The sequence below is a fragment of the Acinetobacter sp. MYb10 genome (assembly GCF_002980175.2).
Lineage (GTDB): Bacteria > Pseudomonadota > Gammaproteobacteria > Pseudomonadales > Moraxellaceae > Acinetobacter > Acinetobacter guillouiae.
The window spans coordinates 2,614,393-2,628,869 of sequence record NZ_CP058272.1 but is presented as its reverse complement, the minus strand read 5'-3'; the positions used below and the strand labels follow the sequence as shown (position 1 = coordinate 2,628,869).

The window sequence follows — 14,477 nt, the reverse complement described above, 5'->3', positions numbered from 1 at the left end:
TGACGCATGAGTCACTGATCATTTTCATCTCACGTTAAATATGAAACAGTACAGCAAAGATCGAAAAATTGGACAGATCATGTCATTAGAATCGCTATTTCAGCAGATTGAACAGGAAGAATGGATTGATATTCCTCAAGGATGGTTGCAGGGGCGTACCATCTTTGGTGGTCTCGTTGCAGGTATGTTGGTTTATAAAGCAATTGCAACCATTCATGATCCAGTTAAAAAGTTGTTAAGTTGTAGTGTCACTTTTGTTGGACCTGTTGAAGAAACGCCAGTGAAATTGACTGCTGAAATCCTGAGACAGGGTAAATCAGTCACGACGATTGAAGTCAGATTGTGGCAAAATGAGGCTGTGCAAAGTATTTTAATTGCAAGTTTTGGTAGCCAACGAGATTCTAAAATTCAAGTGTCTTTAGAGCCTCAAGCTCCTGATTTTCCGTCACTTGATCAGATTAATATTGTCCCTAAATATTTACCTTTTCCCGAGTGTGTAAAAAATTTCCAACTGGCATGGACTGAAGGGAATTATCCAATGTCAGGCAGTAAACAACCTGATTTTTCAGGTTGGTGTCGTTTTGACCCTGAGCTACATGCCAATCGAGCAATGAATGTCTCAGATATCATGACATTAATGGATGTTTGGCCTCCGGGTGTATTGCCAATGTTTAAACTGCCTGCACCTGCAAGTACACTGACTTGGCAAGTAACGTTTATCCATCCTTTACAAAATCAGTTGAATGATTGGTTTAAGTATAAAGTGATTACAGACTTTGCTGAGCATGGATATGCAACAGAACATGCCTATCTTTGGGATGAACAAAATCGACTCATTGCGATTGCAAGACAGACGGTTACGGTATTTACCTAGTCGACAGTTTCATGTGAATCGTTTAAAGTACTAAGGAAATAGAGCTTCACTCTAAATTATTATTTACCTTCATTCGGGTAAGTAGGGGACTCACTGGCGGTGTCTATGACTACAGGTCGTATCCTGAATATTCCAAATATCTTGACGCTTGCTCGAATCGCGTTAATTCCTGTTTTTTTAATTATTGCCTATTGGCCACCTGCAATTGGAGTGGCTGGACATACAGGTGGTATGACGCGTCATATTATCTTGACTGCAATTTTTGTTGTTGCAGCAGTCACAGATTGGTTTGATGGTTATCTGGCACGAACTTTAAATCAAACCTCAGCTTTTGGGCGGTTTTTAGATCCAGTTGCAGATAAATTAATGGTGGCAGCAGCACTGATTGTTTTAGTGCAGTGGCAACCATCAATCACTATGGCATTTGCTGCAATTGTGATTATTTCACGTGAAATTACAGTTTCAGCACTACGTGAATGGATGGCTGAATTAGGTGCGCGTACCAATGTGGCAGTCTCCACGGTGGGTAAATATAAAACAGCCTTTCAGATGATTGCAATCACGGTGTTTTTATTGAATTGGCAGCCGCTTGAAATACTGGCTTATGCTTTGCTATATACCGCGGTCATTTTGACACTCTGGTCGATGTTTATTTATTTAAAAGCAGCGTGGCCTTATTTAAAACAGCCTTAATCTGCGCAATAGAAAGCAGTATACAGATCAAAGCCTTTCTCTCGTGAAAGGCTTTTTTTGTGCTTGAAAGTCAGTACAATGGGGAAATTGATGAACACCGATACAAATCGTTGAACACCATCTTGTGCTATATTGAAAATCTATCAAATTACAAGAAACACTGTAACTGGAATATTGAAAAACACGCCATTGCAGGTAAAATTAAGGAATACACATGGCAGCATTGCTTTATTTATCGAATCAAAATCTGTATTTATTGGATGGGAATAAAAGTATTACGGTTCCTTGCCAAGCAGTTGACTTATATAAAAAGAATTTAGTTGAGATTCAACAACGTAAAGATTGGAAAACCAAAGGTACGGGTGCACAGTTCATGCGAACATCTTCACAAGATGATGAAGTCGATTTAACCCATATTTTCCCAACAGATGTTGCTCTGACTACTGATCGTAAAATGATCTATACCGCTTGTTTGCAAGAAGGCACTTCGATCAATATCAAATCATTGACAGATTTACAAGAAACCGAAGGTTTAGTGTTAAGAAAGAATGATTTTGTGGTGCAGGATATGGCTTATGATGAGTCTAAAAAGCGTTTAGCACTATCCGTCAACACACAGGGCTATGAACGACATATTTGTATTTTACCTTTAGACGCCAATCGAACACAGTATTTGACCGAAGGGGATTGTCAGGATTCAAATCCATGTTTTGATCCGCGAGACACCACGCAGTTATATTATGATTCGTGTGGTTTAGCCTATGGTGAACATCGTATTGCCTATAGTCCCAAAGAAATTTTTCATTTGGATATGGGAACAGGCGAGTTGCAAACAATCGCTTCAAATCCAAAGTTTGATTTCTTTAAACCAAAAATGGATGGGCTGGGCAATTTGTACTTTATTAAGCGCCCATATTCCCGTGATGGTTCTCACCAATCTCCTTTAACAACGTTCAAAGATATTATTTTTGCGCCTTTTAAAATTATTCGTGCGATTGTGGGGTGGTTGGATTTCTTTACTCAACGCTATACGGGTGAATCGTTAAAAACAACGTCTGGAAATAATCCAGCCAAATCGCAACAAAAGTCAGAAGAAGAACTATTTGTTGAAGGTAATTTAATTAAGGCTCAGCAAAACTTAGATCGTAATCAGAAGGCTGGCGAAAAATATCCTGGGATGATTCCAAACTCGTGGGAGTTGATCAAAATGACAGCTTCTGGTGAGATGATCGTATTAAAAAAGGGTGTGATGAGTTTTGCTTTAAAAGACAATTCTATTTTTTATTCCAATGGAAAATATTTGGTTGAAATTGATCAAAACAACAATGAGATCTTGCGGGTTGAAGCAAAGCTAATTTCAAAAATTATCTGTTGAGGTCTTGTGTTTCCACACTACATTTAGATAAACCAAGGCCGAAATGAGACTTTGGTTTATCTAAGAAATTGCTTTGAGAAGGAGACAAAGTATCAGGCTTAATTAGTTTTTGATAATCGTCAAAGAGGTATGTTCAAAGCGCGATTTTAGCTTGTCCATATCAGTCAGTGAGAACGTCCCTTTTTCAGATTCCCGAGAAAGAAATACTGAAAGCGATTGAAAATCTACACGGCTAATTAGTAAATCTTGTATAGAAACAGTCCATTTTTCACCTGAATGTAGTCGCGCAATTTGGTTCGAAATGTGGTTAAGCAGATCCATTTTATTCATCCTGATGCAAGTGATTGGAAATTTTTATCTTGAAAATAAAAACCCACTGAGTTGATCACTTAAAATATTTTTAACCTGTACACATAAGCTTTAAAGCCATCCGAGATGACTATCATGTGACATTAATATTGCATTTTCGTGACAAGTAAACTTGGATATCCAATTAAAATAAATAAACTTTATTTTTTTTCTGTCGAAAAATTTGAATTTGCCAAAATATATTCAATTTCTTCTTTTGCAGCAGTTTGCAGTTTGCTACGTAAAGCATTTAGGCTCTGTTCGATTAGCGTTTCTGCTTCTAACTCAAGACGTAGACGAACACTTTCCAACTCTGAAGTCATTTGTGCATCTGTGATGCGGAATTGCCCATTGGCATAATCTATTGCTGGATAATCAGGATTTTTAGTGTATTTTTCACTATATTCTGAAATTTCAATATCAATTTGTTGACGTAAATTCTGTAAGGTCAATTGTTGATGTTCAAACTGCTGAATTTCATCTTGTTGTAGTGTTAAATTATATGCGTGCTGTAATGCTCGTTTTTCAGCTAAAGATTTTTCAAGAGCCAATTGTCTACGGATACGCGCTTCTTCAATGAGCTGGGCTTTTAGCTCAGCATAGGCGTGTTCAACTTGGAGTTGCGCCACTTGCATTTGGCGTTGGTCGTTACTTAGCCAGTCCTGTACATTTGTTGTCGGGCTGAGAAGGTCACAGATGCGGTTGAGGTCATCTACAAAAGTTTGGCGTACTGCTTCAGGCGTATCTAACCAGCGCTTTTTAAAATCTTGACCGACATTTAATGTCACCACGCATCTCCTTGATATAAAATGAGAATAAAGAATTAAAGTTTAAATGTTTGAGGCGAAATACCCATTCGTCGATAGGCTTTATATTTCTCTCGACCAATTTGTTTTGCTGACTCAGCATTTTCAATAATTTCTATAATGTGACTAAATTGTGTCACTTGTTCAAGTGCTTGATTGTTAAAATTAAACACAATCCAGTCTAAAGACTCCGGTAATCTTGAAGAAATACAGATCGGTGCATCAATTTGATCAATTCCATGCGCAATAAAACTGGTCGGATCAAAGCTCCATAAACGTTCATCCAGTTGTTGTTGCATGTCTACATCAGGGCAATGCAACCAAACTTTGGCTGCATTTCGTAAAATTTTACGACATAAACGACAGGCACTTTCTACCTGTCGCTCAGGGCTTTTTTCAAATAAATAAAAGCTAATTTTAGCCATTCTTTTGTACACGGTTGGCTATTAACTGCATCAACAATGGTACTGGACGGCCGGTTGCACCTTTATTTGCACCAGAATTCCATGCTGTACCAGCGATGTCTAAGTGCGCCCAACGATAGTCACGGGTAAAGCGTTGTAAGAAACAGGCTGCTGTAACTGCGCCAGCTTTTGGACCACCAATATTGGCAATATCGGCAAATGGCGAATCAAGTTGTTCTTGATAATCGTCATATACGGGCATACGCCATACACGGTCAAATGCAGTGTGTCCTGCTGCTGTAATTTCTTCTGCAAGTTCATCATCTGGTGTAAATAAACCAGAAACCACTGAACCTAAAGCGACCACACAAGCACCAGTCAGTGTTGCAATATCAATCACTAATGCAGGATTAAAGCGCTTAATATAGGTTAAGGTATCACAAAGGACTAAACGACCTTCGGCATCGGTATTCAGGATTTCAACCGTTTGCCCACTCATGGTGGTTACAATATCACCAGGGCGAGTTGCATGACCAGAAGGCATGTTTTCAGCGGCGGCAATTGCACCGACAACATGAATCGGGAGTTTCGCTTCACAAAGTGCACGAATCGTACCCAGTACAGATGCTGAACCACACATATCAAATTTCATTTCATCCATGCCTAAGCCCGGTTTTAATGAAATACCACCTGTATCAAAAGTCACACCTTTACCCACGAGCACGATCGGTGCTTGATCAGGATTGGCTTTATATTCAAGCGTAATCACACGCCCTGGACGATCAGAACCTTTGCTTACCGCAAGAAAAGCATGCATGCCTAGATCAGCAAGTTGTTGTTCTTCAAGTACAGTCACTTGTAAAAGCTCAGGGAATTCAGCTGCTAAAGCATGTGCTTGTTCTGCTAAATATTCAGGGAAGCAAATATTAGGAGGGCAGTTACCTAAGTCACGAGCAAAGTTTTGTCCTTTTTGAACAGCTTCAATAAGCGTGATCTGCTCTGCACTCAGACTCGATTGCGTTGCAATAAATTCAATATTTTCTAAAGTAAATTCATTCTTCTTCGATTTGAATTCATCATAAGCATACGCAGCTTGCGTCAAATTTAATGCAAATAGATAATGTAACTCAGACGACAAAGCCGAAATATCAATGCTAATTTTTTGGAATTTTTTTTGTGAAGCTTTGATAATGGTTTGTGCGATTTTTGCTAATTTCGCGGCTTTAATTTCGGAGGCTTTATCTATGCCGACTAAAGTACATTGCGTAACTTGAGTTAGCTTTCCGATAAGTGGTAGAGTTTCGTTTAAACTTGCTTTGAATTGAGTGTCTTCAATTATGCTGCTCAAGTCATTGATTTTATATGTTTCTTGAGCTTGCTTAGCGTTTTCAGAATCCACCAGAATAAATAACGACTGGCTAGATGTAGACGCTGAAAATGACGTATTGATCGTAAGTTTCATGTGTTGTCTTTGTGCCTTTTGTACATTTCAAATCATTAAACCATTGAACCACTTCAAATGGTAGAATTTCAATCTAGTTTTATAATTTTAACTTCGGGTAAACTAGCGCTACATCACGATATTACCCTTATTTGGAAGATTAATTTGATTATTCGACGTTACCTTGTCAAACAAGTCGTTTCGACCTCTCTTGTGGTTGTCACATTACTGACAGTCATTATGATGGGTGGGCAATTGATTAAACGATTTGGTCAAGCTGCTATGGGGCGTGTAGATCCGAGTATTCTATTGAGTATTATCGGTTTTCGTTTACCTGAGTTTTTGACTTTAATTCTTCCTTTGGGTTTCTTTATTGGGTTGATGCTGGTTTTTGGTCGTTTATATGTCGATCATGAAATGGCGGTACTGAACGGGAGTGGTATTAGCCGTATTCAAGTCGCCAGATTATTGATCCCACTGACCGTTATTTACTTGTGTGTACAAAGTGTCTTAATGATCTGGATGTCTCCATGGGGAATTCGTCAATATGAGCAACTGATCTCTACACAAGCGGTACGAACGGGCTTTGATTTAGTTCGGCCACGTGAGTTTATTTCTTCGGGAGCTTATACGATTTATGCTGGCTCTTTATCTGAAGATCGTAAAAATCTAAAAGATATTTTCTTTTATCAACGTGCTGAAAAAGAAGGTAAACCTGATGTCATGATTTTGGCAAAGGAAGCAACACGGATTGAAATTGCCAATGAAACTGCCAGTGTTGTCGATTTAGTTCAAGGCCGTCGTTATGAAATTTATCCTGGAACACCCAAATATAGTCAAACTGAATTCCAATCATATCGTTTGCGTTTAGAAAATAATAAAGAAGCCAAGTTTGAAAGTGATGAAGTCGAGGGGCTATCATTTGGCAAATTGCTTGAAAATAGAAATGACCCCGTTGTGGCAAGTGAATTGGGATGGCGTTTATTTGTTCCATTTTCTATTATTGTCGCCTTAATGCTGGCAACAGCACTATGTGAAGTCAGCCCTAGACAAGGTCGCTATCTCAAACTTTTCCCTGCATTATTGATTTTTGCCAGTTTAATTGTGGCACTTATGGCAATACGAACTCGTATCAGTAAGGATGAGGTGGGTGTTTGGGCATATCCTGCAGTGTTATTATTCTATGCTGTTGCTGCCGCTCTATTTTCAAGAAAACAGAAATTAGCACCTAAGATTAAAAAGCAAATACAGCGAGTAAAATCATAATGTTAGCACGTAGAATTGTCGCAAAACATGTGACGAAAACCACCTTGCTCGCCATGTTAGGTGCGACAGCAGTTCTTGCCAGCTTACAGATCTTATTCACCTATTTGGGTGAGTTAAGTGATCTAAAACAAGGCTATACCGCTTGGAATGCATTGCAATATGTTTTATGGGGTGCACCTCGTTATTTGTATGAGATTCTTCCAATTGCTGCCTTGATCGGCGCTGTATTGGGCTTAGGCTCAATGGCTTCCAACAGTGAATTGATTGTGATGCGAGCAGCGGGTATTAGTCTCTGGCGTATTGTCGGTTGGGTGATGCGTTCAGCGATGCTTTTGGTGGTGCTTTCATTTTTATTGACGCAATTTGTGATTCCTTATACCAATGAACAGGCGAAAAGTATTAAAAGCCATCGCAGTGTTGTGGCGCTTGGGGAAGTTAAAGGCTATTGGACACGTGAAGGGCAACGCTTTATTTATATTGATTATGCCAACTCGCAAGGGACGCTAAAACAAGTTCAAGTTGTCGATTTTGACGAAAATTATCGAATGAAATCATTGTTAAATTCGGAAGAAGGGCAGTTCTTAAAAGAAGGTCAATGGAATTTAAAACAAAGTGCCCAAGTCAATTTATTGGCCAATGGCCAAGCTCAGGTTGTCAATAAAAACCAACAGGATCTAGCGCTCGCATTGCAACCGAAATATGTGCATATGGTGACTATCAATCCTGAAGACTTAGCCCCTACGCAGTTATTGAGTTTTATGCAATATATGCATGAATATAGCCAAGTACCTAAGACGTATCTGTTGGCTTTCTGGAAAAATATCGGTTCACCATTTGCATTGCTTGCTTTGGTCTTGATTGCCTGTTCATTTATTTTTGGGCCTTTGCGTCAACAATCTATGGGTTTTCGTTTAGTGATCGCATTATTTGTTGGTTTAGGCTTCTATTACATACAAGACTTCTTGGGTTATGCAAGTTTGGTCTACGCGCCATCTCCAGCTTGGTTTGTATTTTTGCCAATTGTATTGATGTTTGGTATCGGCAGTTATTTGTTGTATAGAGCAAGATAATCTGATGAATCAATCGCTTAGTTTAGTGGGATTTTAACTAGATTAGAAATTTAGATGATGGCAACCCGTTTTTGCCATAGTCTTAGCATAGAGTCTGCCGTAAAAAAACGGTAAGATGTAACGATTAATTTGTAAACAGTAAAGAGTGTAAATCATGACGGATGCAACTGCTGGCAAAATCCCTCACGTTCTAGTGATTATGGATGGTGTGGGTCATCGTGAAGCGGTCGAAGATAATGCGTTTTTAGCAGCAAAAACGCCAAATCTAACCATGATGCAAGAAAAGCATCCGCATAGTTTAATTTCAGGTTCAGGTGAAGATGTCGGTTTGCCAGATGGGCAAATGGGTAACTCAGAAGTTGGTCATATGAACTTGGGTGCAGGTCGTGTGCTGTATCAAGATTTTACTCGTATTACCAAAGACATCCGTACAGGCGATTTTTTCGAGCATGAAGTTCTGATTGATGCGGTAGAAAAAGCCAAAGCGGCAAATGGTGCATTACACATCATGGGATTGTTGTCAGAGGGTGGTGTCCACTCTCATCAAGACCATATTATTGCGATGTGTGAGCTTGCTTTGAAGCGTGGGGCAAAAGTCTATTTACATGCGTTCTTAGATGGTCGTGATACACCACCACGCAGTGCAAAACCTTCTTTAGAAAAACTCGATGCGGTATTTGCACAATATCCAAATCAAGGCCGTATTGCCACGATGATTGGACGTTACTTTGCCATGGATCGTGATAATCGTTGGGATCGTGTGGAACAAGCTTACCGTCTGATGACTGAAGGAGAAGCTTTACGTGTTGTTGATTCAGCAGTTGAAGGTTTAGAGCAAGCTTATTCAGCCAATGAAAATGATGAATTTGTTAAAGCAACCCGTATTGGTGAAATTGCAAAAATCCAAGATGGTGACAGTGTGGTCTTTATGAATTTCCGTGCTGATCGTGCACGTGAAATTACCAAAGCATTTGTAGCGCAAGACTTTGCAGGTTTTGAGCGTAAAGTAGTACCACATCTATCTAAATTTGTAATGTTAACGCGTTATCAAGCGACGATAGATGCGCCAGTGGCATATATGCCAGAAGGTTTAAAAAATTCAATTGGTGAATACTTATCTTCTTTAGGCAAAACGCAGTTACGTATTGCAGAAACAGAAAAATATGCCCATGTGACTTTCTTCTTTAGTGGTGGTCGTGAAGATGAATATCCAGGTGAAAAACGGATCCTAATCCCATCACCTAAAGTGGCGACCTATGATTTACAACCAGAAATGAGCGCACCAGAAGTTACCGACAAGCTGGTTGATGCGATCAATTCAGGCGAGTTTGACCTTTTGGTGGTGAACTATGCCAATGGTGATATGGTGGGTCATACTGGCGTGTTTGAGGCAGCTGTGAAAGCAGTTGAAGCGGTTGATATAAGCCTTGGTCGTTTATATGAAGCAGTGATGGCAAAGCATGGTCACATGCTGATTACTGCTGATCATGGTAATGTCGAGCAAATGCAGGACTATGTGAGTGGTCAAGTCCATACACAGCATACCACTGAACTTGTCCCTTTCATTTATGTTGGACCAACTTCAGCGACGATTGCTGAAGGTGGAGTTTTAGCAGATGTTGCACCGACTATTTTAAGTTTAATGCATCTCCCTGTACCGACAGAAATGCAAGGCCGTAATCTAATTACATTGAAAGCATAAAATTATCTCTATTAAAAACTAGGTGCGTGAATGGCTCAAGCTTGGAAATATATTGCTGTATTGACAGGATTGTTGACCTGTGGGAGCCATTCAGTTTGGGCGGCAGAAAATGCTGCCGCACTTGATTTTGATGGCGATGTCGAAGAAAGTATTGCGGAAGTGCCAATTGAATCGATTGAGCAGTTTGTGCAAATTTACGGTATCGTTAAAGACAATTATGTTCAGGAAAAACCTGATGATGTTTTGTTTCTACAGGCAATCAAAGGGCTGGTAGGTGGTTTAGATCGCTATTCACGTTATCTAAGTCCTGAAGAATATAAACAGTTGATGCAATATACGGAAAGTGACCTTGCGACTGCTGACTTTGAATTGGCTTTTGATAATCATATTCATCAATGGAAAGTGAAGAATTTACGCGATAATTCAGACTCATTTAAACTTGGTTTAAAAAATGGCTTCACTATTTTTAAAATTGAGAATCAAGAACTTAAAAACTTAAATGCTCAGCAAGTCGAAGACTTATTACATGGCTCAATTGGTTCAACTTTTCAGTTGCAACTGAATGAAAAAAGCCCAGCAATCACGATGGTCAGAAATCGAAAATTAGAAGTGGCGGATATAGAGCCGGTTATGTTGCATAATCAGGTTTTGGTTCTTAAAGTCAAAGTCTTTCAACAAGATACGGCCAATGAAATTAAACGTTTAATTGAAGAATATAGCACTCAAAAAGTAAAAGCCGTGCTATTCGATCTGCGCAATAACCCCGGTGGTTTACTCTCAGCGGCTGTTGAAACGGCTGATTTGTTTTTAACTCAGGGAACGATTGTTTCGACCAAAAGTCGTTCAGAAGGCAATCAACAATTCCAAGCCTTACCGGGCGATGAGTCGTCTAATACCAAATTAGGTATTTTGATTAATGGTCGTTCGGCATCTGCAGCAGAAGTTTTTACGGCTGCAATGAAGGAGCATCAGCGTGCTTGGGTCATTGGTGAAAAAAGCTATGGCAAAGGCGTTGTGCAGAAGTTATTTCCATTGCCAAATGGCGCTGCATTACAAATGACGGTTTCGCATTATTATACGCCTAATGGCAATATGATTGACGGACAAGGCATTCGCCCTAATTTAGAATATCCATGGGCTTTGGATCAAAAAGAAGAAACTTATTTAAATAATGTTGCAGATCAACTATTAAAACATCGTGATAGATAAAGTTGAGTGCAGAAAAGTGAATTTATAACACTGTAGCAGTTTATGCTGCTATATCTGACATGACGTATTTAAATAACGTTGTGTCGGCGATCCTTCAGCTTGCACTGCAAACTAAGCCAATGCTTGCTAGTTGCTCAAAATGAAAATGACCAAATCGTATGTTGAGTAAGGGCTGCATCCAGTACCCCTACTCAACGACGACATCCATGTTGTCACGCTGTAACCATGTAAAAAGCAAAAGCGTTTGAATTGATATTATGATGAAGAATATAGGCTACTTTTATTCATCATCATCGGTATCTAAACCAAACTTTTTCAAACGGTAACGTAAAGAACGAAACGTCATGCCCAATTTCTTCGCAGCTAAAGTGCGATTCCAATGGGTTTGATTTAATGCAGATAACAGCACTTCTTTTTCGACTTTTTCCAAATATTGCTCCAAACCTTCTTCTGGAATGTTTTGTGCTTTATTCGGCATGACGATCGGCAAGGCTTTACTTTGCATCAGATCATGCTGTTCGACTTTGTGGATACCACGATGTGGAGCTGGTTGTAGCTGTTGAATATCAATATAGTCTTCATCACTCATGGTAATGGCTTTTTCAATGATATTGCGTAATTCACGAACATTGCCTGAGTAATGTTGTTGTAAAAGAAAAGCTTTGGCTTGTTCAGTGAAAGACTTGGTTGAAATACGCCATTCTGTACAAATTTGCTGAAGAAAATGATTGGCTAAAATCAAAATATCACAATCACGTTCGCGCAATGGCGGGAGCACAATATCCATCACATGAATTCTAAAGAACAGATCATGACGGAATTTGCCTTGTTCAACGAATGCTTCAATGTCTTGATGTGTTGCACTGATAATACGAAAATCAACTTCGATTTCGGTATCACTGCCTAGAGGACGAATTTTCTTTTCTTGTAAAGCTCGTAACAGTTTGGCTTGCATGGCCAAAGAAAGTTCTGCAATTTCATCTAAAAACAGGGTGCCCCCATTGGCAGCTTGAATAAGGCCCTGTTTGTCTTGAGTTGCACCTGAAAAACAGCCTTTCTTATGCCCAAATAGCTCACTCTCCATCAACTCTTCAGAAATTGCACCACAATTAATCGCAACAAAAGGGCTATCACTGCGGTTGCTGAGTAGATGGATGAGATTGGCAACTACTTCTTTACCTGTTCCAGATTCACCCGTGATAAATACGGGTGCTTGTGAACGAGCAATTTTTTTAATCGATTCTCTTAACTTACGAATGACCTGTGAATCACCGATGAGCATTGATTCCTCAAGCGGCGCATCGCTGATAGTTTCCCTTAACTGTGGTACATGCAAAGCTTTTTGTAAAAGCTGTTGCAGATGTAATTGGTTAATCGGTTTACTGACAAAATCAAAAGCACCTGCTTTCAGCGAGGCAATCGCAATTTCCATATTTCCATATGCAGTTAAGACTGCAATAGGCGTTTTAGGATAATGCTGTGATACATGCTTAACCAAATCTAAACCACTGCCATCAGGGAGGTTTAAATCGGTAATACAGGCATCATATTTATATTCACTAAAAAAATATTTGGCTTGTTGTAAATGGTGTGCCATATGCGTTTTGATGCCCATCCGAGAAAGGCTCATTTGCATTAACATACATAAATCTTGTTCATCATCTACAAGTAAAACCAATGGTTGTCGTGTAGTCATATCCCCAAAAACCTAATCTAATCCATGAGTGGGCATTCGATACGGAAGCACGCCCCTTGTTGTTTTTGCTCTACGTAAATTAGTTTCGCTTGATTCGCTTCGCATATCGTCTGCGATAGGTACAATCCTAAACCAGTTCCATTGATTTCGGTACTAAAAAATGGTTGAAATAATTGCGAAAGATCTTGTTTTGTGACGCCTTTCCCATAATCAATCACATCAATATATATGTGTGATTCATTTTTAAACGTTTGCACTAAAATGTGTTCAGCATTTTGATCATTATGACGTAATGCATTACGGACTAAATTGATTAAAACTTGTCGGAGGTGGGAGTCATCAAAATAGATCCAAACATCAGCTTGAATTTCTAATTTGATTTTTTCCTGAGCATCCCCTAAATCATGGCGTAATAAGTCATCAACAAATTCTTGAAAATTAATTTTTGAGGTATGGATCTTTTTATTTTTTGCCATATCTAAGGTATCTTTAATAATATTATTGATACGGATGGTCTGTTTGGTAATCATTTGATTTAAAATAATTTGTTGTTCTGGATCACTGCTGATAAAGAGATCATTGGCCTGCGCAATGGCGGCAAGCGGATTGCGAATTTCATGGGCAATACTGGCCGATAATTGACCAAGTGCGGCAAGTTTGAGTTGTTGTACCTTTTGATTAATTTTTTGTGCATCTTCGAGGACTAAAAGCGTGAGTGCTTGATGCGGAACAATCAATTTTTGTACGTGAATATCGACTGTATACGAGGACTGTTGGGATTCAAATTGGAAGCGTTCGCCATCACGTAACAAGGCATCTTTTAAGATTTCATATAAGTCCGGTTGAAAGCTGGATAAATGATATTGCTCATGTGCGTAAAGTGGTGAAATACCCAAAAGTAAACAGGCAGCTGGGTTACTGACGATAATTTTGCATTTTTCATCGAGCACCAAATAACCGACTTCAATCTGTTCTAAAATATAGCGGTTAATGTTCTGTAACTTAAATAATTCAAGAGATTGATAGGTATTTAACGACTCTAAAACTTGGAAGCGATTAATTGCAATCTGTCCAATGCCATAGACCATAAAAAATAAAAAAGCCAATAAGGCACTGTTACTAATATTATTTAAATTTGAAAAATCGAAGAAGCTGCCTAAAAACTGTTGGTAAATAATTGCAATCACAGAAACCAGTGTTACGAATAGCGCTTTATTTTTACTCAGCAGAAAATTTGCGGTAAAAACGGCAATCACGAACAAAATACTGATGGCTAAATTTGGCCCATTGAGGGCAAATACCAAGGTACTTAGAAAGGGAATATCAACAATAAAAAAACCGATAAATTGCCGTCCAACCCCATGCGGGTAGAATTTGAGCAGCATCATTTGTAATGCTGCGACCAGCGTAAATGCGGTTAGAGAATAAAAATATAAGCTGGGATATTCGTAATGTACGGGTTGGTGTTCAAGGGTAATCAGAAAAATAATGACTAAGCAAAAGGCAATAACCAATCTATAGCCTGAATACAGTGTGCCTAGACGGTAAATTGTTTGATAAATAGGAACCGTTACCGTAGGCGACATAAATCGT

General features: G+C 39.1%; 13 protein-coding genes. 7 read left to right on the top strand and 6 right to left on the bottom strand.

From position 1 onward, the window contains the following. Positions 1–79: 79 nt before the first annotated feature. The 3 genes from CQZ96_RS12265 (at position 80) to CQZ96_RS12255 (ending at position 2,942) form a co-directional block, all read left to right on the top strand. On the top strand, positions 80–874 hold the full coding sequence (locus CQZ96_RS12265) for a thioesterase family protein (RefSeq protein WP_105714641.1): 795 nt from the start codon (positions 80–82) through the stop codon (positions 872–874). Positions 875–979: 105 nt separating this feature from the next. Next, on the top strand, positions 980–1,567 hold the full coding sequence (pgsA, locus tag CQZ96_RS12260; protein WP_004718416.1) for a CDP-diacylglycerol--glycerol-3-phosphate 3-phosphatidyltransferase: 588 nt from the start codon (positions 980–982) through the stop codon (positions 1,565–1,567). A 214-nt stretch (positions 1,568–1,781) separates the two neighbouring features. After that, positions 1,782–2,942 carry a hypothetical protein gene (locus CQZ96_RS12255; RefSeq protein WP_105714618.1) on the top strand — a complete coding sequence of 387 codons (1,161 nt, stop codon included), beginning with the start codon at positions 1,782–1,784 and terminating at the stop codon, positions 2,940–2,942. 102 nt (positions 2,943–3,044) lie between these two features. Here CQZ96_RS12255 and CQZ96_RS12250 read toward each other — a convergent pair whose 3' ends face one another. The 4 genes from CQZ96_RS12250 to CQZ96_RS12235 form a co-directional block, all read right to left on the bottom strand. Then, positions 3,045–3,263 carry a hypothetical protein gene (locus tag CQZ96_RS12250; protein WP_004818550.1) on the bottom strand — a complete coding sequence of 73 codons (219 nt, stop codon included), beginning with the start codon at positions 3,261–3,263 and terminating at the stop codon, positions 3,045–3,047. Positions 3,264–3,451: 188 nt separating this feature from the next. After that, positions 3,452–4,081, bottom strand: coding sequence for a hypothetical protein (locus tag CQZ96_RS12245; protein WP_228722719.1), 630 nt, complete (start codon positions 4,079–4,081; stop codon positions 3,452–3,454). Between the two features lie 32 nt (positions 4,082–4,113). Then, positions 4,114–4,521 carry a DNA polymerase III subunit chi gene (locus CQZ96_RS12240; protein ID WP_096732716.1) on the bottom strand — a complete coding sequence of 136 codons (408 nt, stop codon included), beginning with the start codon at positions 4,519–4,521 and terminating at the stop codon, positions 4,114–4,116. Beyond that, positions 4,514–5,962, bottom strand: a complete 1,449-nt coding sequence (locus tag CQZ96_RS12235; protein WP_004718405.1) for a leucyl aminopeptidase — start codon at positions 5,960–5,962, stop codon at positions 4,514–4,516. Before CQZ96_RS12235 ends, CQZ96_RS12240 begins: the two co-directional genes overlap by 8 nt. Before the next feature lie 144 nt (positions 5,963–6,106). Here CQZ96_RS12235 and lptF point away from each other — a divergent pair, with 144 nt between their 5' ends. The 4 genes from lptF (at position 6,107) to CQZ96_RS12215 (ending at position 11,188) form a co-directional block, all read left to right on the top strand. Continuing rightward, complete coding sequence (gene lptF / locus CQZ96_RS12230; RefSeq protein WP_035371793.1) at positions 6,107–7,207, top strand: LPS export ABC transporter permease LptF; 1,101 nt, start codon at positions 6,107–6,109, stop codon at positions 7,205–7,207. Continuing rightward, positions 7,207–8,277, top strand: a complete 1,071-nt coding sequence (gene lptG / locus CQZ96_RS12225; protein WP_105714620.1) for an LPS export ABC transporter permease LptG — start codon at positions 7,207–7,209, stop codon at positions 8,275–8,277. The genes lptF and lptG overlap by 1 nt, the downstream gene beginning before the upstream one ends. A 154-nt stretch (positions 8,278–8,431) precedes the next feature. Then, positions 8,432–9,979 (top strand): 2,3-bisphosphoglycerate-independent phosphoglycerate mutase, encoded by a 1,548-nt coding sequence (gene gpmI, locus CQZ96_RS12220; protein WP_105714621.1) that lies wholly within the window; start codon positions 8,432–8,434, stop codon positions 9,977–9,979. Positions 9,980–10,009: 30 nt separating this feature from the next. Continuing rightward, the gene (locus tag CQZ96_RS12215) at positions 10,010–11,188 is read left to right on the top strand and encodes a S41 family peptidase (RefSeq protein ID WP_105714622.1); all 1,179 of its coding nucleotides are present in this window, start codon (positions 10,010–10,012) and stop codon (positions 11,186–11,188) included. Between the two features lie 280 nt (positions 11,189–11,468). Here the strand turns inward: CQZ96_RS12215 and CQZ96_RS12210 are convergent, their stop codons facing one another. Together CQZ96_RS12210 and CQZ96_RS12205 are read right to left on the bottom strand one after the other, a co-directional pair. After that, positions 11,469–12,884 carry a sigma-54-dependent transcriptional regulator gene (locus CQZ96_RS12210; protein WP_105714623.1) on the bottom strand — a complete coding sequence of 472 codons (1,416 nt, stop codon included), beginning with the start codon at positions 12,882–12,884 and terminating at the stop codon, positions 11,469–11,471. A gap of 17 nt (positions 12,885–12,901) precedes the next feature. Continuing rightward, positions 12,902–14,470: a sensor histidine kinase gene (locus CQZ96_RS12205; protein ID WP_105714624.1), complete on the bottom strand. Its 1,569-nt coding sequence runs from the start codon at positions 14,468–14,470 to the stop codon at positions 12,902–12,904. Positions 14,471–14,477 lie beyond the last annotated feature (7 nt).

Bases quoted from the DNA above. Each gene is read 5' to 3' on its own strand.
- CQZ96_RS12265 (WP_105714641.1), top strand. From the start codon at position 80: ATGTCATTAGAATCGCTATTTCAGCAGATTGAACAGGAAGAATGGATT.
- pgsA (WP_004718416.1), top strand. From the start codon at position 980: ATGACTACAGGTCGTATCCTGAATATTCCAAATATCTTGACGCTTGCT.
- CQZ96_RS12255 (WP_105714618.1), top strand. From the start codon at position 1,782: ATGGCAGCATTGCTTTATTTATCGAATCAAAATCTGTATTTATTGGAT.
- CQZ96_RS12250 (WP_004818550.1), bottom strand. From the start codon at position 3,263: ATGGATCTGCTTAACCACATTTCGAACCAAATTGCGCGACTACATTCA.
- CQZ96_RS12240 (WP_096732716.1), bottom strand. From the start codon at position 4,521: ATGGCTAAAATTAGCTTTTATTTATTTGAAAAAAGCCCTGAGCGACAG.
- CQZ96_RS12235 (WP_004718405.1), bottom strand. From the start codon at position 5,962: ATGAAACTTACGATCAATACGTCATTTTCAGCGTCTACATCTAGCCAG.
- lptG (WP_105714620.1), top strand. From the start codon at position 7,207: ATGTTAGCACGTAGAATTGTCGCAAAACATGTGACGAAAACCACCTTG.
- gpmI (WP_105714621.1), top strand. From the start codon at position 8,432: ATGACGGATGCAACTGCTGGCAAAATCCCTCACGTTCTAGTGATTATG.
- CQZ96_RS12215 (WP_105714622.1), top strand. From the start codon at position 10,010: ATGGCTCAAGCTTGGAAATATATTGCTGTATTGACAGGATTGTTGACC.
- CQZ96_RS12210 (WP_105714623.1), bottom strand. From the start codon at position 12,884: ATGACTACACGACAACCATTGGTTTTACTTGTAGATGATGAACAAGAT.
- CQZ96_RS12205 (WP_105714624.1), bottom strand. From the start codon at position 14,470: ATGTCGCCTACGGTAACGGTTCCTATTTATCAAACAATTTACCGTCTA.